General features: G+C 66.1%; 19 protein-coding genes and 1 tRNA gene. 10 read left to right on the plus strand and 10 right to left on the minus strand.

Annotation, left to right across the window (positions count from 1 at the left end; translation table 11 throughout):
• The first annotated feature begins 7 nt into the window (after window positions 1–7).
• The 5 genes from rodA to NMD1_RS18105 all read left to right on the plus strand — a co-directional run bounded on the left by rodA (window position 8) and on the right by NMD1_RS18105 (window position 4,391).
• Window positions 8–1,123, plus strand: a complete 1,116-nt coding sequence (gene rodA / locus NMD1_RS18085; protein ID WP_124809589.1) for a rod shape-determining protein RodA — start codon at window positions 8–10, stop codon at window positions 1,121–1,123.
• A gap of 66 nt (window positions 1,124–1,189) precedes the next feature.
• Window positions 1,190–1,265: transfer RNA gene (locus NMD1_RS18090), tRNA-Lys, on the plus strand.
• A 344-nt stretch (window positions 1,266–1,609) separates the two neighbouring features.
• Complete coding sequence (locus tag NMD1_RS18095) at window positions 1,610–2,197, plus strand: TadE/TadG family type IV pilus assembly protein (protein ID WP_125956206.1); 588 nt, start codon at window positions 1,610–1,612, stop codon at window positions 2,195–2,197.
• Window positions 2,197–2,793, plus strand: coding sequence for a TadE/TadG family type IV pilus assembly protein (locus NMD1_RS18100; RefSeq protein WP_125956208.1), 597 nt, complete (start codon window positions 2,197–2,199; stop codon window positions 2,791–2,793). The genes NMD1_RS18095 and NMD1_RS18100 overlap by 1 nt, the downstream gene beginning before the upstream one ends.
• Before the next feature lie 14 nt (window positions 2,794–2,807).
• Window positions 2,808–4,391, plus strand: coding sequence for a TadE/TadG family type IV pilus assembly protein (locus NMD1_RS18105; RefSeq protein WP_158454004.1), 1,584 nt, complete (start codon window positions 2,808–2,810; stop codon window positions 4,389–4,391).
• Between the two features lie 74 nt (window positions 4,392–4,465).
• On the opposite strand, the gene NMD1_RS18110 is transcribed toward NMD1_RS18105, so the two are convergent.
• The 4 genes from NMD1_RS18110 to NMD1_RS18125 all read right to left on the minus strand — a co-directional run bounded on the left by NMD1_RS18110 (window position 4,466) and on the right by NMD1_RS18125 (window position 10,758).
• A complete protein-coding gene (locus NMD1_RS18110; RefSeq protein WP_158454005.1) occupies window positions 4,466–5,875 on the minus strand; it encodes a DUF1254 domain-containing protein in 1,410 nt (469 codons plus the stop codon).
• 22 nt (window positions 5,876–5,897) lie between these two features.
• Entirely contained in the window at window positions 5,898–7,862 is a 1,965-nt protein-coding gene (locus tag NMD1_RS18115) for an alkyl/aryl-sulfatase (protein WP_125956215.1), read from the minus strand.
• 117 nt (window positions 7,863–7,979) lie between these two features.
• Window positions 7,980–8,285: a hypothetical protein gene (locus NMD1_RS18120; RefSeq protein ID WP_124809087.1), complete on the minus strand. Its 306-nt coding sequence runs from the start codon at window positions 8,283–8,285 to the stop codon at window positions 7,980–7,982.
• Between the two features lie 163 nt (window positions 8,286–8,448).
• The gene (locus tag NMD1_RS18125) at window positions 8,449–10,758 is read right to left on the minus strand and encodes a TonB-dependent receptor (RefSeq protein ID WP_125956218.1); all 2,310 of its coding nucleotides are present in this window, start codon (window positions 10,756–10,758) and stop codon (window positions 8,449–8,451) included.
• Window positions 10,759–10,965: 207 nt separating this feature from the next.
• Here NMD1_RS18125 and NMD1_RS18130 point away from each other — a divergent pair, with 207 nt between their 5' ends.
• Window positions 10,966–11,943 carry a LacI family DNA-binding transcriptional regulator gene (locus tag NMD1_RS18130; RefSeq protein WP_233497793.1) on the plus strand — a complete coding sequence of 326 codons (978 nt, stop codon included), beginning with the start codon at window positions 10,966–10,968 and terminating at the stop codon, window positions 11,941–11,943.
• A 1-nt stretch (window position 11,944) separates the two neighbouring features.
• Here NMD1_RS18130 and NMD1_RS18135 read toward each other — a convergent pair whose 3' ends face one another.
• Entirely contained in the window at window positions 11,945–13,261 is a 1,317-nt protein-coding gene (locus tag NMD1_RS18135; RefSeq protein WP_233497795.1) for a sugar MFS transporter, read from the minus strand.
• A gap of 146 nt (window positions 13,262–13,407) precedes the next feature.
• On the opposite strand from NMD1_RS18135, the gene NMD1_RS18140 reads away from it, so the two are divergent.
• Window positions 13,408–15,603 carry a glycoside hydrolase family 65 protein gene (locus NMD1_RS18140; protein ID WP_158454006.1) on the plus strand — a complete coding sequence of 732 codons (2,196 nt, stop codon included), beginning with the start codon at window positions 13,408–13,410 and terminating at the stop codon, window positions 15,601–15,603.
• Window positions 15,600–16,241: a beta-phosphoglucomutase gene (gene pgmB, locus NMD1_RS18145; RefSeq protein ID WP_125956223.1), complete on the plus strand. Its 642-nt coding sequence runs from the start codon at window positions 15,600–15,602 to the stop codon at window positions 16,239–16,241. The genes NMD1_RS18140 and pgmB overlap by 4 nt, the downstream gene beginning before the upstream one ends.
• A 4-nt stretch (window positions 16,242–16,245) precedes the next feature.
• On the opposite strand, the gene NMD1_RS18150 is transcribed toward pgmB, so the two are convergent.
• The 3 genes from NMD1_RS18150 to NMD1_RS18160 all read right to left on the minus strand — a co-directional run bounded on the left by NMD1_RS18150 (window position 16,246) and on the right by NMD1_RS18160 (window position 19,052).
• A complete protein-coding gene (locus NMD1_RS18150; protein ID WP_158454007.1) occupies window positions 16,246–17,166 on the minus strand; it encodes an AEC family transporter in 921 nt (306 codons plus the stop codon).
• A gap of 99 nt (window positions 17,167–17,265) precedes the next feature.
• Entirely contained in the window at window positions 17,266–17,733 is a 468-nt protein-coding gene (locus NMD1_RS18155; RefSeq protein WP_125956227.1) for a GreA/GreB family elongation factor, read from the minus strand.
• On the minus strand, window positions 17,730–19,052 hold the full coding sequence (locus tag NMD1_RS18160; RefSeq protein ID WP_125956229.1) for an Hsp70 family protein: 1,323 nt from the start codon (window positions 19,050–19,052) through the stop codon (window positions 17,730–17,732). Before NMD1_RS18160 ends, NMD1_RS18155 begins: the two co-directional genes overlap by 4 nt.
• A gap of 216 nt (window positions 19,053–19,268) precedes the next feature.
• Here NMD1_RS18160 and NMD1_RS18165 point away from each other — a divergent pair, with 216 nt between their 5' ends.
• Both NMD1_RS18165 and NMD1_RS18170 read left to right on the plus strand, forming a co-directional pair.
• Window positions 19,269–21,014: an amidohydrolase gene (locus tag NMD1_RS18165; RefSeq protein ID WP_125956231.1), complete on the plus strand. Its 1,746-nt coding sequence runs from the start codon at window positions 19,269–19,271 to the stop codon at window positions 21,012–21,014.
• Between the two features lie 37 nt (window positions 21,015–21,051).
• Complete coding sequence (locus NMD1_RS18170) at window positions 21,052–22,410, plus strand: amino acid permease (RefSeq protein WP_233497796.1); 1,359 nt, start codon at window positions 21,052–21,054, stop codon at window positions 22,408–22,410.
• Between the two features lie 10 nt (window positions 22,411–22,420).
• Here the strand turns inward: NMD1_RS18170 and NMD1_RS18175 are convergent, their stop codons facing one another.
• Window positions 22,421–23,809 (minus strand): aspartate aminotransferase family protein, encoded by a 1,389-nt coding sequence (locus tag NMD1_RS18175; protein ID WP_125956235.1) that lies wholly within the window; start codon window positions 23,807–23,809, stop codon window positions 22,421–22,423.
• A gap of 78 nt (window positions 23,810–23,887) precedes the next feature.
• Window positions 23,888–25,375 carry a bifunctional 3-(3-hydroxy-phenyl)propionate/3-hydroxycinnamic acid hydroxylase gene (locus tag NMD1_RS18180; protein ID WP_158454008.1) on the minus strand — a complete coding sequence of 496 codons (1,488 nt, stop codon included), beginning with the start codon at window positions 25,373–25,375 and terminating at the stop codon, window positions 23,888–23,890.
• Between the last annotated feature and the right edge of the window lies 1 nt (window position 25,376).

The raw sequence follows: 25,376 nt of genomic DNA on the forward strand, positions 1-25,376 counted from the left end.
CCCGCCGATGCCCCGCGCCTATGTTCCCGCCGCCATCGCCCGCCAGCCGTGGCGCGTGCTGCTGCCGCTGGCGATGCTGGTCGTGTTCGGCGGCTTCGTGCTCTATTCGGCGGCAGGTGGGCATCTCCAGCCCTGGGCGCTGACCCACGTGCTGCGCTTCTGCGTGTTCCTGGCGCTCGCCATGCTGATCGCGCGGGTGCCGCAGGACTGGTTCAAACGCGCCGCCTTGCCGATCTATGCCGGCCTGTGCGTGCTGCTGGTGCTGGTGGAACTGATCGGCGGGATCGGCGGCGGCAGCCAGCGCTGGCTCAATCTGGGCTTCATGACGCTCCAGCCGTCCGAACTGATGAAACCGGGTATCGTGCTGGTGCTGGCCTGGTTCTACAGCGTGCTGCCGGTGGGCGAAACGCGCGGGTGGCGCGCGGTGGCGCCGGCGGCGGTGCTGCTGGGCATTCCCGCCGGCCTCGTCATGCTCCAGCCAGACCTTGGTACCGGGCTGGCCATCAGCTTTGGCGCGGTCGTCACCATGTTCCTTGCCGGCCTGCCGCTGCGCCTGTTCCTGGGCGGCGTCGGCGCCGGGCTGATCGTCGCGCCGCTGGCGTTCTTCACCCTGCTGCACGATTACCAGCGCAAGCGCGTGCTGGTGTTCATGGACCCGGAAAACGATCCGCTGGGATCGGGCTATCACATCACCCAGTCGAAAATCGCGATCGGATCGGGCGGGCTTTTCGGCAAGGGCTTCGGCCACGGTTCGCAAAGCCACCTCGATTACCTGCCCGAAGCGCAGACCGATTTCGTCTTCGCGACGATGGCCGAGGAATGGGGCATGGTGGGCGGCCTGTTCGTGCTGGCGATCTTCGCCGTGGTGCTGCGCTGGGGCCTGAAAGTGGCGATGAACGCACCCGACCGCTTTTCGCGCCTGCTGGCAGCGGGCATGACCACCACGATCTTCTTCTATGCCTGCATCAACCTGATGATGGTGATGGGCCTTGCGCCGGTGGTGGGCATCCCCCTGCCCTTCATGAGCCACGGCGGATCGTCGATGATGACCAACATGATCTGTATCGGCACGATCATGGCGGTGGACCGCTGGAGCCGCCGAAGCGGCAGCGGGCTTGCCTGAAAAACACCATTCAGGGCTTGGCAGCGCGGCAGAAATCGCTATGGGGAGCGCTTCCCACACGGGAATGGACGCATAGCTCAGTTGGTAGAGCAGCTGACTCTTAATCAGCGGGTCCTAGGTTCGAGCCCTAGTGCGTCCACCATCTTCCGCTCTTTAACCGACGGACCGCAGCGGTTTTCCCGCGCGTCCCGCCCCGGCACCAGTTGGTACGCCAACGTTAACGGCCCGCAGAGCATGGTTTCGAACCACCCTTCCTCCGCAGCGGCCGGAACGAAATCTCAACACGCATTTGCCGAAACATGATTTTCCGCTCCACCGCAGGGCACGGCGCGGCCGTATCGGCATGGCAGCCTAGCATCCGGCAGGCGTTATCCGCGCCACGCCCATCCCCTCCGAAACGGCCCTTATTCGCCGCCCGCAAGTTTACCACGCCTTAAGGCTGACCCTCTAATCTGAGCCTGCATTACTGGGCTCGGAGAATGGGGAATGGTCCGCGGTTGGACAATCAGACGGTGGCGCGCCGCGTTTCGCGCGGCGGTTCTGCGCGATGTGCGCGGGGCAACCGCGCTGGAGTTCGCGCTGGTGGCGCCGGTCCTGATCGCGATGATCGTCGCCATTTTCGAGATCGCGGTGATGTATTTCGCGCAGCAGGGCCTGGAAACCGCCACCGAAACATCCGCCCGCCTCATCCTGACCGGGCAGGCGCAACAGAACTTCACCGGGGTCAAGGACGCGCAGGGCAACGTTACCAAGACGCCGCAGCAGCAGTTCAAGGAGGCCGCCTGCGCTTCCCTGCCCACGTTCCTGCAGTGCAGCCGGCTCTATGTCGACGTGACCAACGTCACCAATTTCTCGTCGGCCAACACCGCGTTGCCGACCTTCACCTATGATTCCAACGGCAACATCACCAATACCTTCGCCTATACCCCGGGGACGCAGGGCGCGGTGGTGGTGGTGCGGCTGATCTACAACTGGCCCACGCTGGCCGGCCCGCTGGGCTTCGACCTGTCCAACCGCCCCGGTTCGCAGCGCATGTTGCTGGCAACCTCGGTCATGAAGACGGAGGGTTACTGATGCGCCCGATGCCGCTCCTGCGCCGCCTGAGCGCTACGGTACGCCGCCTTGCCCGCGATGCGCGCGGCGTGGCGCTGGTGGAATTCGCCATCTGCCTGCCGGTGCTGATCCTGCTGTATCTGGGCGCCTACGTGATCAGCGACGCGATCACCTGCAACCGCAAGGTCACGCGGTCCGCCCGCGCGGTGACCGATCTCGTCTCGCGCTATGGCGCCGTGTCCTCGGCCGACCTGCAGACGATCATGGGATCGAGCGCGATGGTGCTCAGCCCGTATGACAACAGCATCGCCCAGATCCGCGTGAGCGAGGTGCAGGTCGTCGATGCCAACACCGCCAAGGTGGTGTGGAGCAAATCGACCTCCAACTGGACACCGCTGACGGTGGGCAATTCGGTTACGCTGACCACCAACCTGGTGCCCCAGGCGATGCTGCCCGACAAGACGGTGACACCGAACAAGCCCGGCGCCTATTTCCTGATGGGCGAGGTTTCGTATCCCTACACGCCGCAATTCGGCCTGGGATTCATCTCAACGATCACCATGAACGATCGGATTTTCATGCTTCCGCGCCTGTCCGATCAGATTCCCCTCCAGTGATGAGGCTGCCCCCCATGCGACTGTTCCATTCGCTGCGCGAAACCGCGCGCCGGCTGCGCGATGACAGCCAGGGCAACGTGCTCATCATGATGGCCGCGCTGCTGATCCCGATGCTGTTCGCTGTGGGTATGGGCATCGACTATGGCCGCGCGCAAACGCAGCAGACGCGCATGAACGCGGCGGCGGACGCGGCGGCGCTGGCCGGAACCAACGCCACGCTGATGCAGCAATCGACCGATACCGCGCTGGCGGCCGCCCGCCAGATCTTCATTTCGCAGGTCAGCGGGCTGCAGGACATCCAGTTCAACGCCTCCACCGATCTCACCGTCAGCCTGGTCGATACCGGCGCGCTCAACAGCGGCCGCACGATCGTGGTGAGCTACACCGCGAAATCGGTGAACCTGTTCGGCGGCATCCTGGGCTATGCCACGCTGCCCATCGCCGGGTCCTCGACCGCCAACGCGGCGCAGGCCCCGCACATCAACTTCTTCCTGACGATGGACAAATCGCCATCGATGCTGCTGCCCTCGACCTCGAGCGGCCTTACCTCCATCCGCACTGCCACCGGCTGCGCCTTCGCGTGCCACGCGCAGGACCCGCGTGCCGACGGCATCAACATCAAGACATCCAACAGCCGTGACGTATTCCTGGACGGGAATTACTACAATTCGGGCAATACCGGGTACAAGACCTGGTATCAGATCGACAGTTCCAAGAACCTGTACGATCAAAGCGGCACCAAGATCGGAACATCCGTTTCGGTAGCCAGCAACAGGTTCTCGTTTACGTACAAGAATCTCAGCAACCAGTCGAAATCCATCACCGGGTTTTATGCCGACGGTTACTGGCTGACGCACAACTATACCACGCTCTATCCCACCGCATCCCCCATCCCGCTGCGCATCGGCGCCGAGACGCTGGCGGCACAGGATCTCATTCCCTTCGCGCAGAACATGGCGACGAAGAACAACGTTACCTACAAGATGCAGGTGTTCAGCTTCGACTGGACGCATCCGGGCTATTCGACACCGGTCACCACCCACACCTCGATGACGGACGTCCAGAACATGACGACGTCCAACATCCCCGATCTCGATAGCACGACCGACTTCTGGTACGCCAACGGCAAGCCGACATCGTCGACCAACATCAACGACAAGGCGACCGAGTTCAACAATATGCTTTCCGCCATGAACTCGACGATGCCCAATCCGGGCGACGGGACCACGACCGCCAAACCGCAGGAAGTGCTGTTCATCATCACCGACGGCGTGACCGACGAGCAGATCGGATCAAGCCGCTGGAACCGTGAGCTGACGACCGCGCACTTCACCAACTGCACCGCCATCAAGAACCGCGGCATCAAGATCGCGATTCTCTACACGGAATACCTGCCCGATGCGCTGACAGGGGATTCCTGGTCGCAATCCAATGTCGCCCCCTATCTGACCAACGTGCTGCCGGCGCTCCAGAAGTGCGCCTCCGCAGCGCGCGACGGAACGCCGCTGGTCTATACGGTATCGACCGACCAGAGCATTTCCGACGCGCTGACCGCGCTGTTCGCGCTGACCATCCAGAGCGCGCACCTGGTGAAATAATCCGACCGATCGGAGCCGGCGTTCGCCGCTGTGACAAGCAGCGATCGCCGGTGCAATCGGGCCGGCGTCGCTCCTCAGGGCAACCGTTCCACCACCGGCATCGGCCAATCGCCGGACAGCGCTTCGGGCTTCGGGCTGTAGAGCCGCAGGTTCATGTCGAACGGCCCGCGCGGCACCGGCAGCCAGTTGGAGCGCTTATCCGCTCCCGGATCATCCGCCTGGAGATAGAGGTCGAGCGAGCCGTCGGTGTTGAAGGACAGCTTGTCGCGATCGCCGATGGCATAGCGGTCGATCGCGTTCGGATCGGTATAGCTTTCCTTGTTGTACGCCGTCAGCGACCAGAACGCGCGGACCGGCGGCAACTGGCCGGCCTTGAAATGCACGACATAGCGGTTAGCCCCGTCCAGCGGCTTGCCATCCTTGTCGGCCGCCGCGCGCGGGTAGATGGCGTCGACGGGATGGTTGGCACCCAGGCCAGTCAGAGCCACCGCCGCGCGCTGGTCGTAATCGACGCCATAGGAGCCGATCGAGGTCGTCATCGTGCGCCAGCTATCGCGCTGCCGTCCGGCCTGTCCGACATAGCGGAGCAGATTGGCCGGCCCCTGCGCCTTGGCCTGGGTCAGGGCCTGCTGCACGGACGGCACAAGACCAGCGAAGCGGAACCCCTGCCCGGCCCGCAGGCCCACCATGCCCAGCCGCGCCAACTGGGGCTGGTCGTTGAAGTGCGGCGGATTGTCCACCATCAGCCGCATTGCCGTTTCGTAGAATTCCGCCGCGCTCATCGTGTTGACGATGGCCACGGGCGATTTGTCCGCCGGAACGGGCACATCAGCCGCGCGCGCCGGTCCCTTCGCGCCGGGGTTTAGCGGGGCCAGCGCAAACGCCTGCTGGATCCGGTGCACGAAGGGATAGTCGGCGGGGCCGTTCGTCTGCACCCGGCCGATGATCCAGACATAGCGCGTGGGGGAATCGATCCGCTCCACGCCCTTTGGCAACGCGCCCTTCCAGCCGGGCGCGACTACGGCAAACCGGCCGCCTTCCGGCGCCAGCGTTTCGCTGCCCGGCACCGCGAAGGTATCAGTCCACATGTCGTAGAGCGGTAGCATGTAGTACCGCCCCTGCGTGTTCCCGATCGTCAGCAGGATCGGCCCATCCGCCAGATCCAGCCAGGCGCTCGAATAGAGCGTATCGAAATTGGGCCGCACCACCGCGCGGAAATCACCCGGCGGGAACGCCTGGTTATGATGGAACGTGTTGACCGGTGCGCCCATGCCGGTCGCGCCCTTCTGCGTCGCCTGCCGCCGCGTCACGTCCATCACCACCAGCGGGTAAAGGTAGCTGTAGGCTTCCCGGGCGATCTCAGCCTCGCGGGCCGGCGCAGCGGTAGCGGCCGGCGCGGCCTGTGCAAGCACGGCGGCGGAGGGAAGCGCGAAGGCCAGCGCGGCGGCACATGCTCCAACGGCACTCTTTCTGCGAACAGTCATCATCCTTCTCCTTCCGGTGCCGTCATGGCGTGACGATCGCGAACGGCGGCGTCGGTTTGTCTATCCAGCTCACCAATTGCGCGAACGCGGCCATTTGCCCTTCGATCCTGGCTTCGCCCGAGGCGATCTTGGGCGCGAGCGGCTGGCCGCGGAGCAGCGCCGCGACGAGATCGGCGTACTTGATCGTCAGCGTTGCATCGGGCGTACCGACCACGCCCGGCCGGTGGACCAGCACGCCGTTGCCGACCGTGACCGTCACTTGCGCATTCCGGTCGGGGAACACGAACGCCAGACGCAGCTTCGCATCGCCGGCCTTCTCGGCCGCAAAGCGGACCGAGAGCACATCGAACAACTGGTCCGGCGTCAGCGAGCCGGCGATTCCGGGCGAGATGGCGGATGCGGCCGGAGGCTGCGCCCCGCGCAATTCGCTCGCGCCCGTCAGGTACATGTTGCGCCACAGCGAGTTCTCGCTCTGCCACGCGAGTTGCTGATAGCAGCGCGCCAGCAAATCGCGCGCGGCGGTGTCACCGGCATCGGCAAAGACCGCGCGGTTGAGCAGTTCCGCTGCCCAGGCATAGTCACCCTTGTCATAGGCCGCCTGCGCCAGCTGCCGCACCCGCGCCGCGCCGCCCAGCGCCTCGACATAACGGCGGCCGCCTTCCTCGGGCGGCAACGGAGCGAGATGCACCGGGTTGCCATCGTACCAGCCCATGTAGAATTGATAGACTGCGCGCGCGTTGAAGCTGAGCGAACCGTAGTAGGGCCGGTCGTACCATTCCTGCTGCAACGCCTTCGGCAGCGTCAGCTTCGCGGCGATCTCATCGCCCGTCAGGCCTTGATTCATCAGCCGCACGGTCTGGTCGTGCAGGTACGCATAGGCATCGCGGTGCTTGCCGAGAAAGTCGGTGATTTCCGCCGCCCCGAAGCGCGGCCAGCCGTGGCTGGTAATCATCACGTCGGCACCGGCGAAGAAATCGATCGCCTCTGTCAGCCCCTGCGCCCACGCCTTGGCGTTGCGCACCACCGCACCGCGCGGGGTCAGGATGTTGTGCTGGGTGACATTGGCGTTTTCGGCAAGATCGGCCACTTTCCAGTCCGGGAAGCCGATGTTCATTTCGGCCGGGGCTTCCGTGCCCGGCGTCACCTGAAAGCGCAGCTTCACCCCGTCGAGCACGATCTCCGTGCCGGTTTTCGCGATTTCGCGATTGGGCGGAACAAGCCCCTGCGTGCCGGGTGCCACGGCCATGCCGATCCCCGAACCCATGTTGCCGGTGGGTCCCTTGGGCAGCGTCAGCCCGAACTGATAGATCGCGCGGCGCGCCATGGCCGGGCCGGCGATCACGTTTTCACCCACCGCCGCGTCGGTGAAGCCTTGCGGCGCCAGGATCGGCACGTCTGGCACCGCGAAAGGCAGAATGCCACCCGCGCCGCCGAAGTGGTCGATATGCGAATGGGTATAGATGATCGCGCTGACTGGCCGCTTGCCAAGTTGTTCGGTCACGAGATCATAGGCCGCGCGGGCTGTTTCGTCCGCCGTCAGCGGATCGATCACGATCCAGCCCTTGTCGCCCTTCACGAAGGTCACGTTGGCGATATCGAACCCGCGCACCTGCCAGATGCGGTCGGAAACCTTGAACAGCCCAGCGCGCGAAAGCACCTGTGCATGGCGCCACAGGCTGGGGTTGACCGTATCCGGCGCCGGGGCTTCGACGAAGCTGAAGGTATTGAGATCCCACACCACACGCCCGTCGGCGGCGCGGATCAGCGGGTCCTTGCGCGTCGCCACGAAACCGCGCGCGGCGAAGTCATAATCACGCCGGTCCTGAAACGGCGCGGCGGCGCGCGCGGCCTCATTGACCGCCCTTGTCGTCGCGCTGGGCGGATCGGCAGCCCGGGCGGCGGCCGTCTGGGCGAATGCCGCCGAACCACCCGAACAGCAACCAGCCGCCAGCACCACGGCCAGCCCTTTCAGCATCCTGCGCCCCATACTCTCCACCTGCGTCTTGTTATCGCATGTCGAGCCTAGAGCACAGGTTATGGCAATGAAAGCGCCAATTGTTTCCGCACCCGATGGGGGCCATCATCAATGGGCTGTCGGACGCCCTTACTGGATCGCGGCGAGTTCGCTTTGCGTCTTGGCCAGCATTTCGTCGGTGATCTTGCCGCTGGAATAGGGCTGCAGCGCCTTGAGGCTGATTGCCTTGAACATCTCGTATTCCGGCCGCGCGGTCAGGCCGGGGAAATTCCGCTCGATCACGGCCTTGCCCTGCTCGTTGGCAACGATGTCCTGAATCGGCGTATCGATCGTGAACTTCGCCGCGGTCGTCGCCGCAACCGCACCCGTATCGGCGGCATTTGCCGCAACCGGCGCCACCAGCGCCAGAATCATAGCCAACGCAACCTGCTTCATCGCAAACTTCCTTGCTTCGAATGCGCCCCCTGCGGGGCATAACCGGGCGGCGGCTGGCTGGCTATCCGCATCTCCGTCAAAAACACGCCACAAAAGAAACGGGGCCGGAACCGAGGGAGGTTCCAGCCCCGAGAGGGGAGGGAATTGATGGCCAGGGTTTACGTCAGAAATCGTAACCCAGGCTGAACAGCACCGAACGCCCCAGGATCGGGCGGCCATTCGGCGTCGCCGGATTGCGCGGATCGCCTTCCGTCAGGCCATGGCTGTTGTTGAGGTTGTCCGCCCGCACCGAGAAGAACAGGCCGGAATCGAGCTTCGCCTGCGCGCCGAGGTCCAGCTTGGTGTAGGCCGGGAGGCGCGAGGAGTTGGCCAGATCGCTCCAGCGCGCCCCGATGAACGACGCCGCGCCGAACAGGCTGACCTTCACCGCGCCGACGGTCACATCATAGCTGGGCGAAAGGCGGACCTGGTACTTCGGCTGGCGGAGCACTTCGTTGCCCACCTGTCCGGGGGTCGACGAAGCGGTGACCTTGGCGTTCTGCAAGGTCGCGAGGGTTGCGAACCCGAAGGCGCCGAGGCGCAGGTTGCCGTCCAGTTCGAGGCCGTAGGCCCGGGTCTTGAACTGCGAATTCGCCACCACCGAACCGACCGTGGAGTCGAAATTGTTGTTCTTGTTATAGAAAACCGTGGCGTAGAGCGACAGGAGCTGGCTGGAATACTTCACCCCGCCTTCCAGCTGGCTGACACCGAACACGTTCGGATTGCCGTTCCGCAGATCATCGAAGTTCGGGTAGCGATAGCCCTTGGAATAGCGCAGGAACACGCCAAGGTGCGGGTCGAACGCATAGTTGGCCGCCGCCGAATAGGCGAACTTCTTCGCGGTGACGTGGTTGCGCTGGTTCACCGTGCCGTCCGGATAGCCGTAGGTTCCGGAGTCGTTGGAATCGATCACGTAATCGAGCGCCAGCCACTGGTGCCGCACGCCCAGATCGATCCGCAGCTTGTCCGTCACCTGCACGCTGTCGGCCAGGTAGATGGCGTTGACCTGCGCATCGCCCGACGAGCGGATGCCATAGTGGAAACAGCTCGATCCCGATCCCGCGCTGGCCAGCATCCCGCAGGTGATGCCGCTTTGCAGCAGATCGCCGTTCTGCACGTTCTGGACCGGCACGGCGTTGCCCAGCGTCCAGAAATCATCGGCAGACCAGTCCGCGCGATAGTAACCCGCGGTGAAGTTGTTGATGCCGGAATGGAAATTGACGCTGAGATCGTTGGTGAAGGATTCGATCTTCTTCTCGACCACCCAGTGCCCGTAGTTCTGGATCCAGTCGTTGGCGTTCAGCGTCACGCCGCCCGCCGTCTTTATCGTGCCCAGGCCCGGGTTGGCCGCCTGCAGGGCGCTGACGCGGATGGGCGAGCCGTCCGGCACGAAGCCGAGCGTATCGGCATTGCCGTTGGTGTAGGACAGGTTGTCGCGCACCGACCAGCCGCCGCCCAGATCGAACTTCAGGTTCAGGCCCGAAAGGCTGCCCTTCCAGCCGCGACCGCGCGCGAAGTCATAGGTCTTCGTCTCGTTCGGCCCGACCTGCAAGGTGGCATAGCGCGTGGCGTTGCCGAGCTGCGAGAACGTGCCAAGATCGTTGCCGGTGTTGAGCGCCATCGGCAGGTACCACTGGCCGTGATCGTCCGTCACGCGGGTCCAGATGCTGATTTCGCCGTTGTCGAACTTCTTGGTCAGCTGCGCGCTGATCTGGCGCCCCTTCTCCGACTTGAACTGCGCATCGCGGATGCCCGGCGATTGCTGCACATAGCCGCCGATCATGTAATAGAGATCGTGGCCCAGCGGACCGGAAATGACCGCGTCGGCCCGCGCCGAGCCGTAGTCCGTGGCCGAAAGCTTGACCCGGCCCTCGGTGGTTTCGCCGCCCTTCTTCAGGTTGAAATTGAGCGTAACGCCGACTTCGCCGTTGGAGAACACCGCGTTCGGTCCGCCGTGCGCGGCTTCGGTGGAGGCGATCGTTTCGTCGGTGCGGAAGATCGAGCTGTTGTCCATGAACGACAGCGATTCCGTGCCGTAGATCGGCGCGCCATTGAGCGACATCGTCACCCACGGCGCATCGCTGCCGCCCGGCAGACCGCGCACGTCGATGTTCGCACCGGCCACGCCGCTGGAGCTTTCGGCCCAGACGCCGGGAACGAGCGTGAAGACTTCTGCCGTGCTCTTGGGCGAAATGCGTTCGAGCGCGGCTTCGTTGATGGTGGTAATGGCGTAGGAAGCATCCTGCTTGCGCACGCCCGCGCCGCCGGGGGTACCGATCACGACGATGGCGTTGGCATCGTCAACGGTTTCGGAAGCGGCCACGTCCTGCGGGGCTGCGGCGTCCTGGGCCTGCACGGCATTCGCCGCGAGCGCCAGCGCGATCGCGCCTGCCGCCACACCGGAACGCACCATGCCATTCATGGAAAGTCTCATGCACCTCTCTCCCTTGATCATCGCCTTTGCGGCGAGTGCATGACAGCCCTTTAACGAGTCATGAAATGCATTTCAAGGGCAAGTTGCAGCTGTTCATTTTTAACCGGAACCCTGCAATAACGCGCGCGCAACACAAAAGGGCGGGAGCAACGGGTGGCGGACGAAGCGGGTATCCGGAAAAAACGGTCACGATCGATGGGGGTCAGCATGGCCGACATCGCCCGCATCGCGAACGTATCGAAGCCCACCGTCTCGCGCGTGCTTAGCGGCAGTCCGCTGGTGACCCAGGCCACGCGTGATCACGTGCTCGAGGTGGCCCGCGCGCACGGCTATGCGGTGAACCGCAACGCGCAGAAACTGCGGCAGACCCGCACCGATACGATCAGCGTGGTGCTCGACTTCGGCTCGCACCGGGGCGGCCGAATCGCCGACCCGTTCATCTTCGAACTGCTGGCCGGCGTTGCCGAAGCGCTGGCCGTCCGGAAGCTCGATCTCCTGCTTTCCCCGCCCGCGGCGCAGGACGAACGCGCCTATCAGGACCAGGTCAACGCGCGCGTGGTCGATGGCTTCATTTTCCTGGGCCAAGGCGAACGCGATCCGATGCTGCGCGATCTGGCCAAGTTGGGCGTGCCGTTCGTGGTGTGGGGCGCGGTCGATCCGACCGAGCCCTATTGCGCCGTGGGCAGCGACAATCGCCTGGGCGGACGGCTGGCGGGCGAATACTTCCTGCGGTCGGGGCGCAAGGACTGGCTGTTTATCGGCGATACCAACCATGCCGAAATCGCGATGCGCCACGATGGGCTGAGCGAGGCGACGCACGGCAAATCCGCGTCCATCCGGGTGCTGCGCACGGGCGACATGTCGTATACCTCCACGCTCAACGATACCGCCGCCTACCTCGCCACGCATCCCGCGCCCGATGCCGTCTTCGCCTTTTCCGACACGGCAGCCATGGCGGTGATCGCCGCATTCAAGGAACAGGGATTACGCGCGCCGGAGGATTTCGCGCTGGTCGGGTACAACAACATCCCACCGGCGGCAGCCTTCACCCCGGCGATCACCACGGTGGAGCAGGAAACCCACATCGCCGGCGCGATTCTGGTCGAAAAGCTGATGCAGAAGATCGAAGGCGGCCGCGCCGCGTCCACCGTGCTGCCCACGCGCCTGATCGTGCGCGAGACCTAGGTCAGTCGACAGACACCCCTTCCTCGGCCAGCCTCTTCAGCACGATCACGCCGGCTGCGAGCAGCGCGATCGGCACCAGCAGGCTGTACAGAACGCGGGCGTCCGGAATAGCGGAGAACAGCTCGGCGACAATCCGCGATCCGGTGGTACCGCCTAGCGCAGAGAACACCACGATCAGGCCGATCAATCCCGGCTGCCGCGCCTTGGGCACGCTGCTCAGGATCACCGAGTTGAGCGTGGGATAGATCGGCGCCATGAAGAACCCGATCGCGGGCAATAATAGCGCCGGAAGCGGGATATCGCGCCATGACGTGACCAGCGCATGGGCATCCGTCCCCACCATGCCTGGCACCGCCAGCAGGATCGCCGCCATGCCCGCCAGGCAACCGAGCATGAGCGGAAACCATCCTACTCGCGTCACCAGCAGGCCCGCAACGAGCCGCCCCAGCGCGATCGACATGGCGAAAGCCGACGCCGCCTGCACCGCGATCTGGCCGTCGAGCCCCAGCACGCGGTGGTTGATCGTGGGCAGCCACGTCCCCACGCCCTGCTCGATGAGCACGTAGAGAAAGATCGCGGCGATGAAGACCTGCGTCAGCCGCAGCCGCAACAAGGCGAGCATGGCCGGAAACGCGCGCGGCGCGGCGGCATCGCCTTCCGGCTTTGCCACCAGCCCCCGCTCATCGATCCGCACGAATGCCGCAGCCAGGGCCGCGACCAGGCACAGGCCGGCAAGAAGCCAGTAGGTATTCAGCCACGAAGGCGACGATGGATCCGTGGGATCGATGAAAGCCGCGAAAATCCAGGAGCTGGAGACGACCGCGGCCATGAAGCCGGATTCGATGATCCCCAGCAGGCGCGCATGGCCGGATGCCGATCCGGTCAGCAGGCCGACCGACGAATAGACCGCCACTTTCATGAGCGCGAAGCCAAGCCCGGTGGCGAAGAACATCAGCCGCATCGCCCAGAAGGAATCGCCCAGCGGCACCGCCACGCATCCCAGCCCGGCGATGAGCAGCGCAGCGACCATCGAACGCCGGATGCCGAAGCGCGGCAAGTGCGATGCCAGCGTGAACGAGGCCACTGCGATGGTGATATCCTTGAACGCTTCCAGCGTGCTGGCCGCGCGGTTGTCGACATGGAAATAGCCCGTCGACTGGAGAATCGCCGTTCCCACGCTGTTCAGGAGAATCGCGAACGTGGCGTAGCCGAGGCACAGCGCGAAGGTCACGAACCAGCCCGCCCGGGCTGCGGCGGCACCGCCGGCATTCCCCGCGGTTTCTTCCGGTTTCTGCGCACTGATTCCCGCAAATGCCACGCCTGCCTCTCCCTTATTGCGCATCATGCCGTCATGCGGCTTGAACGGAAGCTAGCATTTCGGTAATGTAATGCATATCATTAATGTGTTTCGGACCGTGTTCCGGCGCTTTCGTAGGCGCCTCAGGCACCCATGGGAGAGATGGAATGCACCCTGCCGACGGGGCTCGCGCAGACTTTACGCAGGCCCGGATGATTCGCGACGGCTGGACCCTGGCCGCCCCGCTGGATCTGGGGCCGCAGGTTCCGGCGATCTTCGCGATCGGCAATGGCTTCATCGGCATTCGCGCCGAAACCGGGACGGACGATCTGCCGCGCGTCTATCTCAACGGCGTCTATGACCGGGTACCGATCGACTACCACGAGGGCGCGCATGGCTTGCCGCGCGGTGGCGACGTACGCCTTTCCGTTGCCGACGGAACGAAGATCGCGATCGGCATCGACGGCACGCCCATCGCAATCGACGCGCCGCTCGAACTCGACATGAAGCGGGGCGTGCTGCGCCAGACGGTGCGGCACGGCGATGCGACGATCACGCTGACCCGTTTCGCCAGCATGGCGGAGCAGGCGCTGGCGGGCTGCGTCGTGGATGTCGTCGCCGGCGCGCGCGCCATCGACCTGACGATCGGCGGCGGGATCGAGGCCCCCCGGCTGGCCACGCCGCCGGCGGATATCGACGATCCGCGCATCACGCAGGCGATGGCCAACCCCTGGCACGAAGTGGCCGTGCCCGCCGATGCCCTCTCCTGCCGTGCCGACCGGCTCGAACGGAGCGGCTTCACCGTGGCCGTGGCCCGCAGCACGCCGCTGCAGGTCCGCATCCCGGCCGGCGAGGCACGGCGCATCCCGGTGCTGACCGCCTATGTCGCCGAACGCGATACCCCCCCCGACGAATTGGCGGCGCGCGCGCGCGCGCTGGTCGGCACGGCCACGGCCGCCGGTGCCGACGCGCTGCTGGCGGAACAGGAGCAGGCCTGGAGCGCGATCTGGGCAGGAACCCGCTTTGCCCTGGCCGATCCGGTGGCCGAAGGCGCGCTGCGGCATGGGCTGTTCCAGATCGCCCAGGCGGTCCGCCGCGACGGGCACGGCTCCATCGCCGCCAAGGGCCAGACCGGCGAAGGCTATGAAGGGCACATCTTCTGGGATGCGGAAACCTATGCCCTGCCCTTCCTGATCCATACCCAGCCCGCCATGGCGCGCGCGGCGCTGGCCTGGCGCGTGGCGGGGCTGGACGCCGCGCGCCAGAACGCGCGCGATCTGGGGCACGAAACGGGCGCGGTGATGCCTTGGCGCACCATCGGTGGACGCGAATGTTCGTCCTATTTCCTCGCCGGGTCGGCGCAGTATCACATCAACGCCGATGTCGCGCACGCGCTGCGGCTCTACGTGGAATCCACCGGCGACCTCTCGATCCTGCGCGAAGGCGGGGCGGAGCTGCTGGCCGAAACCGCGCGCATCTGGCTGGCGACAGGTTGGCACGATCCGGCGCGCGGCGATGCCTTCGTGATCAACCGCGTGACCGGTCCGGACGAATACACCGCGCTGGTCGACAACAATCTCTACACCAACCTGATGGCGGCCGAGCACATGCGCTATGCCGCCTCGCTCGAACAGCGCCACGGCATCGATCCGGGGCTTTCCCCGGCGGAGCGGCAGGCCATGCTGCGCGCCGCCGACACGATCTTTCTGCCCTTCGACGAAGCCCGGCAGGTCTTCGCGCAGGATGACGCGTTTTTCGGCAAGCAGCCATGGCCGATCAGCGACACGCCAACAGACAAGTTCCCGCTGCTGCTGCACTACCATCCGCTGCACATCTACCGCCATTGCGTGTGCAAACAGGCGGACGCGGTGCTCGCCGTCGCAACGCTACCCCACCGCTTCGCGCCGGATATGCGCAAGCGGATGCTGGATGTGTATGAGGCGCTCACCGTCCACGATTCCACGCTCTCCGCCAGCAGCTTTGCGGCGGCGGCGGCGCTGGCCGGCGAAACCGGACGCGCCGCGCGGTACTGGACCGACACGGTGCTGACCGACCTGCTCAACCTCCACGCCAATACCGCGCACGGGCTGCACATGGCTGCGCTGGGCGGTGGCTGGAACGCGCTGGCCTTCGGCTTCGCCGGGCTATCGACGCTCGACGGAGCGCTGGCGTTCTCCCCCCGCGCGCATCCCGTCGCCGGCGATTACGAACTCGGCGTGCGGTTCCGCGGCCGCGCGGTCACGCTCACGGTCGCGAACGGCAAGGCACGCTATGCGGTCGAAGGCGAGCCGCTGGCCCTGACCCATTGGGGCGAGACGGTGACCGTCGGCGCCACGCCGGTCACGCTGGATCTGCGGGCATGAGCGCGATCAAGGGCCTCGCCTTCGACCTGGACGGCGTGATCGCCGACAGCGCCACCCTACACTTCGCGGCCTGGGAGCGGCTGGCGGACGAACTCGGCATCCCGTTCACCGCCGAGGACAACGAAGCGCTGAAGGGCGTCGACCGGATCAATTCGCTGCGGCACATCCTGAAGCTGGGGCAGCGCGATTTGCCGGTCGACGAGATAGAGCGCCTGGCCGCACGCAAGAACGGTTTCTACGTGGATGCGATCTCCACGCTGACGGCGGACGCCCTGTTGCCCGGCGCGGCCGCGCTGCTCGATGAAGCGGCCACGCGCGGATTGCGCATCGGCCTCGCTTCCGCCAGCCGCAATGCTCCCGCCCTGCTGGAACGGCTGGGCGTGGCCGACGCGTTCGAGTTCATCGCCGATCCCTCCGATCACCTGCCCAAGCCGGCGCCGGACCTGTTCCTGGCCTGTGCCCGGGCCTTCGACTTGCCGCCGCAAGCGATGATCGGCTTCGAGGATGCCCCGGCCGGGATCGAGGCGATCCGCGCGGCCGGCTTCCGCGCGATCGGCATCGGCGAAACACCCCTGCCCCGCGCCGACGTGCAGTTCGCGACGCTGGCCGACATCGACCTCGCCGCCCTGCTCGCCTGACCGTTCACACGGGCGGGAACAGCGCGAACACCACCGGCGTTGCCACGACCGAAAGAAGCGTGGTGATCGCCGACGCCTGCGCCGGCCCCATCGGGTCCACGCCATTGGACCGTGCCAGCAGCGTGGGCACGGCGCCCGTTGGCAGGGCGGAGAGCAGCACCGCCGCGCTGGTCCACACCGGCGGCAATCCGCATAGATGCGCTGCCAGCGCGGTCAGCGCCGGTTGTAGCACCATTTTGCCGGACACCACCATCCAGACCGCCAGCGATCCCGCGATCCGCGCGCCCGCCATCGCCGCACCCACCGAGATCAGCGCGCAAGGCGTCGCCGCACCGCCCAGCAGCGACAGCATATCGTGCAATGGCACCGGCATCGGCAGGCGCAGCAGGGACCAGCCGATCCCCAACACCGCCGAGACGACCAGCGGATTGCGGAACGTCACGCCCGCCAGCTTGGTCGATAGCCCAGCCCTGCCGTCCTGCGATGGCAGCAGCACCAGCGCGGCCGCCACCACCGTCAGCAGAAGTATCATGCTGGCCAGCATCGCGGCGGAAATGCCGATCTGCCCCAGCAAGGCTCCGGCCAGCGGGAGGCCGAGAAAGGCGGTGTTGGCATAGGACGCGCTCAACGCCCCGACGATCGCGCCCGACCGGTCATGCGGGGACAGGCGCCGCAGCACCATCAGCGACAGGGCGAAGGCCAGCATTGCCGCGCCCCCGAAGGCCAGCAGGAAGCCCGGTTCGAACACCGCGCGCCAATCGGTATCCGCCCCCACCTTGAACAGCAACGCGGGAAAAAACAGGTACATCACCGCCGTGTTGATCGCGGAAAGGCCCTCGATCCCTGGACGCGCGACCTTCCCGAAACCGAACCCGAGAGCGACCAGGCCAAGAATCGGCAGACAGGCGAACAGACTTTGCAGCACGGGAAACTCTCGGCAATCGGGAACGGCCGCGGACGCGTGGGCCATGCGGCGCGGTTAGCCAAGCCCAAAGTGGCGCCCGCGCGCCCTTTCCGGAGGAAATCAGGCGGCCGGACCGCCGATCTCCTGAATTTCGATCGCATCGGCCTCGCCGCCGAAGTCCGCGAAATCGCCTTCCTCCGCGCCCATCATCGCGCGGCTGAGCGGCGCGGAAAACGAAATGAGCCCGGCCGCCGGGTCCGCCTCGTCATCGCCGACGATGGTGATCGTTTTCGTCTGGCCCCGCAGTGTGAACGTGACGGTGCTGCCGAATTCCACCACCTCGCCCCCCGGAAGCGGCGCCAGTTGCGCGGTCGCCTGACGGGTGCTCCAGTACCGCAGCGCGCGACGCACCTTCTTCACCTCCACCTCGTCCGTCAGCGGCAGCAGCGCCGCCTCCAGCTCGGCCACCTTGCCGGCGATCAGCGCCAGACCCCGCGCGGTAACGAGGTTGGGACCGGGCGGGATCGGGATCTCGAATGTCGGTTCGAGATGCTCGTCATCGCTTTCCCTGCGAAATGCCACGCTCATGCCGGTTCCTCGTCCTTCACCGTCCAGATCGACAGATCGGGCTCCTGCCCGATCAGCGCAAGCCCGTGCGCGATCGAGGTCAGCTCCTCGCCGCTCTCGATGCGACCCGCATCGAACCGTTCGGTGAACAGGCGGCGCACGGCGGGAATGAGCGAGGAACCGCCGGTGAGAAACACATGGTCGATGTCCTGCGGCGCCAGCCCGGCGCTGGCGAGGGCCGCATCCACCGTTTCGCCGATCCGGGCCAGATCGGGCGCGATCCACTGTTCGAAATCCGCGCGGCTAACGTCAGCCTGCACTTTCAGGGCCGGGCTGTCGAACCGGAAGGTCGCCTGCTCCTCGCTCGACAGTGCGCGCTTGAGCCGGCCGACCGCATCGTACAACGGATAGCCCAGCTCGTTTTCCACCACCGCGATCATCCGCCCGATCGCCTGCGGATCGCTGGCAGAGCGGCGCAGGCGCTCCAATTCCTCCAGCGTCCGCCGGTTGCGCATCAGCGCCAGGCGCGACCAGTCGCCGAAATCGGTGAAGTGCCCGGCCGGGATTTCCAGCACCTTGTCGAACGAGCGATAGGTGCCGCCCTTGCCCAGCATCGGCAGCACCAGATGGTCCATGATGCGGTAGTCGAACCGGTCCCCGGCGATGCCGATACCGGCCGATCCCAGTGGCACGCACCGCTGCGCCGCGCCCGGCGCTTCCACCCGCACGATGGAAAAGTCGCTGGTGCCGCCGCCGAAGTCCGCCACGAGCAGCGTCGCGGGTTGGGTGAGACGCGCGGCAAAGCTGAAGGCGGCGCCCATCGGCTCGTACACGTAGTGTACCTCGCGCCCCAGCAGCGCGAACATCGCGTCGTACCGGGCGCGCGCCAGCGCGGGATCGGGTCGTGCCCCGACATAGCGCACCGGGCGGCCGACGATGATCCGTTCCGGCAGATCGCGCAGCGCGCCGGCGGAACGGGCGCGCAGGTGTTCCAGGAACACCTTGCCGAGATCCTCGAACCGCAGGCGCTTTTCGAAGATCGTGGCGTGTTCGAACAGGGCGTTGGCGGCAACGGACTTGAACGACTGGATGAAGCGGCTGCCATCGGGCATGTCGAGAAATTCGGCGATGGCCCACGGCCCGGCCTCGTGCGCCAGCCCGCCGCGCATGGCGCTATCTTCCCAGAAGCACAGGGCCGAACGGAAAACCGCGCTGGTCCCGTCGGGCGCGTCGAAGCGGACGAGCCCCGCCTCCCCAGCGCCGGCCGTCGTGGCGATGACCGAATTCGTGGTGCCGAAGTCGATGCCGACAGCGCGCGCGGTGGGCGTGCCAGTGGCCATGGAGGATTCCTTTGCAACGGGGGCGGGAAGCGGCCGGCGCCTATGGCAACGCCTGCTTCTATTGGCAACCTTTCGTTCGCCCGCAAACGGGAATGCGCGGACGGCAAACAAAGGTGGACGGGTGGATTGAACGGGGCGCGGATGCTGATAGCATTCCGGACAGTTGTTCAGTTTTATGGTGTTCAGTTTCTGAGCGCGAAACGGGGGCATGGGGAAATGACGCATTTGACAAGGCAGCGGTTGCGCCTGCTCGGCACGGCCTTGGCTGTCACCGCCGCATGGGCATCGCCGACGCTGGCAAAGGAGAAGGTCGATCTCCTGCTGCGCCACGGCCATGTGCTTACCGTCGACCCCTCGTTCTCGGTCCGCTCGGCGGTGGCCGTCCGCGATGGCCGCATCGTCGCCGTGGGGGGCGAGGAACTGGCGGATCGCTACACGGCCGATCGCACGATCGACCTGGCCGGCCGCACGCTGATGCCCGGCTTCACCGACACGCACCTGCACCCCAAGCCGATGGCGCCGAACGACATTGCCGTCCAGAGCGCGCACAGCTTGGCCGAAGTGCAGGACATGCTGCGCAAGAAGGCGGCGCAACTCGGCCCCGGCCAATGGATCACCGGCTATGGCTGGCAGGAATCGAACCTTGCCGAAAAGCGCAACCTGACGCGCGCCGACCTTGACGCGGCCACGCCGGACAACCCGGTGATGCTGGTGCGCGCCGGCGCGCATTCGGCGGTCAGCAATTCCGCCGCACTCAAGATTGCCAAGATCGATCGCACCACGCCCGATCCCAAGAGCGGTCTGATCGAGCACGACGCGGCCGGCGAACCCAACGGGATCATCCGCGAACGCTTCGATCTGGTCAGCGCATTCATCCCCACGCCCAGCTGGGAATCGATGCGCCCGGCCTATATCGGCTGGCTCAAGAACATCCTCTCGCTCGGCATCACCAGCTTTCATGACGCCAGCGGCACGATCGACGACGAACCCGTCGGCAAGGGCGGCGCGGCCGGCACCGATCCCGGCGCCTCGTGGGCCGGCGCCAACATGACGTTCCGCCGCGCGCGCGAAATCTATGCCGAAATGGGCGACCAACTGCCGCGCATCACGATGTACATCATCTATCCCGGCGCGGAGCGGCTGAAGGCCTTTCCCTATCACACCGGCTATGGCGACGAGCACGTCCGGCTCGGCGCGATCGGGGAGAACGCGGTGGACGGCGGCTTCACCGGCCCCACTGCCTGGCTGCTCGCCGATTACAAGGGCCAGCCCGGCTTCCGTGGCAAGGGGCGCTATACCGACGCGGAACTGCAGGAGATGGTGGATACCTCGGCCCGTCTTGGCTGGCAGATGGGCCTGCACTGCATCGGCGATGCCGCCATCGTCCAGACCATCCAGGCCTATGACAAGGCGCTGAACGCCATTCCCGATCCGGCGCACCCGATGGCCGACCGCCGCTGGTTCACCGACCATTTCACGATCATGCCGCCCGACGCGACCATGGCGACGATGAAGCGCGACAGCATCATGATCGCGCAGCAGCCGAACTTCCTCTATAACCTCGAGGACCGCTACATGCAGGTGCTCGACGACTGGCGGCTGGCGCACAACAATCCGCTGACCACGCCGGTCAAGAAGTTCGGCCTGTTCATGGCGTTCGGCAGCGACAACCTTCCGGTCAACCCGTTCTTGGGCCTTTACGCAGCGATCACCCGCAAGGGGCCGAGCGGACAGGTTCACGGCGCGGACGAGGCGATCCCGCGCGAGGACGCGATCCGCATGTACACCGCGAACGGCGCCTACCTTTCGTGGGAGGAGAAGACCAAGGGCACGATCGAGCCGGGCAAGCTGGCCGACCTGATCGTGCTGCCGTTCGATCCGCTGACGGCCAGCCCCGAGACAATCCTGGCGGGGCAGGTTGACATGACGTTCCTGGGCGGCAAGCTCGTGTTCCAGCGCTGACCGGCGCATGCCCCGTTCTGACCCTTCCGGAGACTCCGTGTCCGCCGAAAACCCGCGCAGCCTCAGCACCGCCCTGAAATCCCGCCACGTCTCGATGATCGCCATTGGCGGCATCATCGGGGCGGGCCTGTTCGTCGGCAGCAGCACCTCCATCGCGCGCGTGGGGCCGGCAGTGATCGTCAGCTACGGCATTGCCGGGCTGGTGATCCTGATGGTCATGCGCATGTTGAGCGAGATGGCCAGCCAGCACCCCGGCGCCGGATCGTTCACCGAACTGGTGCGCATTGGCCTCGGCCATCGCGCCGGCTTCGTCTGCGGTTGGCTCTACTGGTACTTCTGGGTGGTGGTGGTCGCGATCGAGGCGATCGCGGGGGCGGTGATCCTGCACGGCTGGATAGACTTGCCGGTGTGGACGATCGGCGTGTTCCTTCTCGCCGGGCTGACGGCGGTGAACCTGATGTCCGCGCTATCCTATGGCGAGTTCGAGTTCTGGCTGTCGCTGACCAAGGTCGGCGCAATCATAGCGTTCATCCTGATCGCCGGGCTGTGGGCCAGCGGGATCACCTCGCCCACCGGGCCGACGTTCGCCAACCTCGTCTCGCACGGAGGCTTCGCGCCGAACGGATGGGGGGCGGTGATCGCGGGCGTGACCAGCGTGATCTTTGCGCTGTGCGGCGCGGAGATCGCCACCGTGGCGGCAGCGGAATCGCAGGAACCGGCCAAGACCATCGCGCGCATCACCGGCAGCGTGGCGCTGCGCATCCTGCTGTTCTACCTGCTCTCGATCGGCCTGATCGTCTCGGTCGTGCCGTGGACCTCGATCGTGCCGGGCAAGTCCCCCTTCGCCGCCGCGCTCGATTACATGCACATCCCGCACGCGGGCGACATGATGAACCTGCTGGTGCTGGTGGCCGTGCTGTCGTGCCTCAATTCGGGGCTCTACGTCACCTCGCGCGTGCTGTTCGTGCTGTCGGAAAAGGGCGATGCGCCCCGCGCACTCGTCGCGCTGAACCGGCGCTCGGTGCCCGCGCGCTCGACCATCTTCGCCAGCCTGTTCGCCTATCTCGCGCTCGCCGCCTCGGTGCTTTCACCGGAACTGGTGTTCAGCTTCCTCGTCAACGCCTCGGGCGCGCTGATGCTGTTCATCTACCTGTTCGTCTGCTTCGCGCAGGTGCGCCTGCGCAACCGCAACGAACAAGAAGGCACGGCACCGCCCATCCGCATGTGGCTGCACCCCTATATCAGCTATGCCACGGCCGGGGCGATCCTCGCGGTGCTGGGCGCGATGGCGTTCAGCCCCAGCGCGCGCATCGAACTGGTCAGCAGCCTGGTGGTGCTGGGCATCGCCACCGCCGCCTCGTTCCGCGGCGATACGCGCGACAGGGCCGCCGCATAGAGCCAGGCGCCTAACGCATCGCCGCGCGAATATCCGGCATCGCCAGCAACTGGTCCAGCGTGCGGTCGATCCGCGCGAAAATCTCGTTCATTTCGTCGTGCGAACAGCACAGCGCCGGCGCGAAGCCGATCGCGCCGTTGGCGAAGCAGCGGACGATCACGCCGTTGTCCCACGTCAGTTGCGCAAGCCGGCCAGCGACATCGAGCTCCGGCGCGAAGTTGGTGCGCGCCTGCTTGTCCGAAACCAGTTCGATCGCGCCGAGAAGCCCGCGCGAACGCACGTCGCCTACCAGCGGATGGTCCTTCAACCGCTCGAAATGGGCGGCGAACGTGCCGCCCACGTCCACCCCGTTCGCCAGCAGCCCGCCTTCCTGATAGAGCCGCAGGCATTCCAGCGCCACCGCCGCGCTGACCGGGTGGCCCGAATAGGTATAGCCATGGCCGATCGGCAGGGCTTCGGCGCCACCATCGGCGATCCCCTGATAGACGTGATCGGCCATCATCACCGCACCCATCGGCACGTAGCCGGAGGTCAGCCCCTTCGCCATGGTCATCAGATCGGGCGAGACGCCTTCCTCCAGACTCGCGAACATCGGCCCGGTGCGGCCGAAGCCGGTGATCACCTCGTCCACCACCATCAGGATGCCCAGCCGCGTGCAGGCTTCCCGCATCGCCTTGAGCCAGCCGCGCGGCGGCACGATCACCCCGCCCGATCCCTGGATCGGCTCGCAGAAGAACGCCGCGACGTTCTCCGCGCCCAGTTCCGCGACCTTGGCCTCCAGCGCACCGACACTGGCGGCGATCAGCGCGGCCGGATCGTGCCCTTCCGGGTGGCGATAGGGGAACGGCGAAGCAATATGGTGCTGCCACGGGCGCGGCAGATCGAAGTTGCGGTGGAAGTGCGGCAGCGCGGTTAGGCCGGAACCGAGGCTACTCGACCCGTGATAACCGTTCACCTGCGCAATGAAGTGCTTCTTTTGCGGCTGCCCCACCGCGTTCCAGTAATGCACGATATAGCGGATGGCGCTGTCGACCGCGTCCGATCCGCCCAGCGTGAAATAGACATGATCCAGCCCTTCCGGCGCCAGCGCGCAGAGTTCTCCGGCCAGCCGGATCGCCGGTTCGCAGCCATAGTGGAAGAAGCCCGTGGCGTAGGGCAGCTTGCGGAGCTGTTCGGTCGCCGCTTCGACAAGGCTTTCCTGCCCGTAGCCGACGTTGACGCACCACAGCCCGGCGAACGCATCGATCATGCGGCGGCCGTCGATATCGGTCAGCCACATGCCCTGCCCGGATTCCAGAATGCGCGGCCCGTGCTTTTCGTGGCCGCGAAACGAAACGACGGGATGGATCAGGTTGTCGCGATCGATGTCGACAAGCGAGCGGTTGGATAACGAGGTCATGCGCCGGACACTACGTCGGCCGGCGCTGCCGATTAAGCGAAATGTGCGAGCCATCCGCTTCCTTTTTTGCGCGTCGGCCTATCCCCCGGCGAAAACCGCGTTCCGCCACGCTTGCGCCAGCACGGCGGCATCGCCGGTGCCGAACACGTAGCGATCCGGCCGCACCAGCACGGTCGGCGCGTCATGCGCATCCAGCCATGTTTCCAGCGCTTGCCGGAACGGGGCGAGCGCAGGATCATCCAGTCCCGCCGAACGGATGCCCTCTTCCCCGGCAGCGTTGCCCCGCACCAGCAGCCACGCCCCGGCTCCCAGCGCATCGTCAAGCCGCGCGCCGTCGGCAATCGCCTGCGGGAAATAGCTGCCGGCACCCGCGCTTCCCGCCAGGACAACGCCGGTATCGAGCGGCGGATAGGCCGGCGCTCCATCGGGCGACTGTCCAGCCGCGCGGGCCGCCAGCATCTGCTGGTCGCGCTCGGCCGCCGCTGCCGGATCGGTGATGCAGACCGTGCGCCCCATCATGATCGCCATGCCGATGGTCGCGCGCAGGTTGGGCTCGCGCTCCGGCTGGTAACTGTCGAGCAGGCTGTCCGGCGCACCCTCGCGCAGGATCGCGCCCAGTTTCCAGGCAAGGTTCGCCGCGTCGCGAATGCCCGAACACAGGCCCTGCCCGGCGAAGGGCGGCGTCTGGTGCGCGGCGTCGCCCGCCAGCAGCAGGCGGCCCTTGCGCCACTGTTCCGCGATCCGGGCGCGGAACGTATAGACCGCCTTGCGCTCGAGCGTGACCGCACCATCCACCTTCCATGGCGCCATCAATCGCGCGATGGAGGCATCCGCGCTGATCTCCTCCGGCGTTTCCCCCGGCCTGATCATGAATTCCCAGCGGTGCCGCCCCTCGCCCATCAGGACGCAGGTTGTCGGGCGATCCGGATCGCAAATCTGGAGGTTCACCGGCGGCAGGCGCGAAAAGTCCTGCACGATGGTATCGACCACCAGCCAGGGTTCCTCGAACCCAAGATCCTCGAAGCCGATCCCCGCCGCCTTGCGCATCGGGCTGCGCGCGCCGTCCGCCCCCACCAGATAGCGCGCGCGCACTTCCTGCTGGCCATCGGGCGTGGCGACGCGGGCGATCACACCATCGGCGTCTTCCGCGAACGACAGCACGTCCCAGCGCGTCTCCAGGCGGGCCGCCGGGTAATCCGCCAGCCTGTCCCGCAACACCCGCTCCACCGATGGCTGGTGGATCATGTTCGCGGCGGGCCAGCCACCCGGCCCGATCCGGTCCGATCCGGTGAACCGCAACAGGATATCTCCCGCCGCGTTGAGGAAATCGTAGCGGCTCGATTGCCGGCTCGACCGGACGATGGCTTCCGCCGCGCCCACTTCCTGAAACACGCGGATGATCTCGTGGTCGAGATGCGCGGCGCGCGGCAGCGGATAGACCTCCGCTTCCTTTTCCGCGACAATCACCGAAACGCCCTGCCGGGCCAAAAGGAGGGCCAGGGTCACGCCGGTCGGGCCGCCGCCGGCGATGAGAACGTCGCATTCGTGGATAGCGGCGGCGGCCATC

It is taken from the genome of Novosphingobium sp. MD-1 (assembly GCF_001014975.1).
Classification (GTDB): domain Bacteria; phylum Pseudomonadota; class Alphaproteobacteria; order Sphingomonadales; family Sphingomonadaceae; genus Novosphingobium.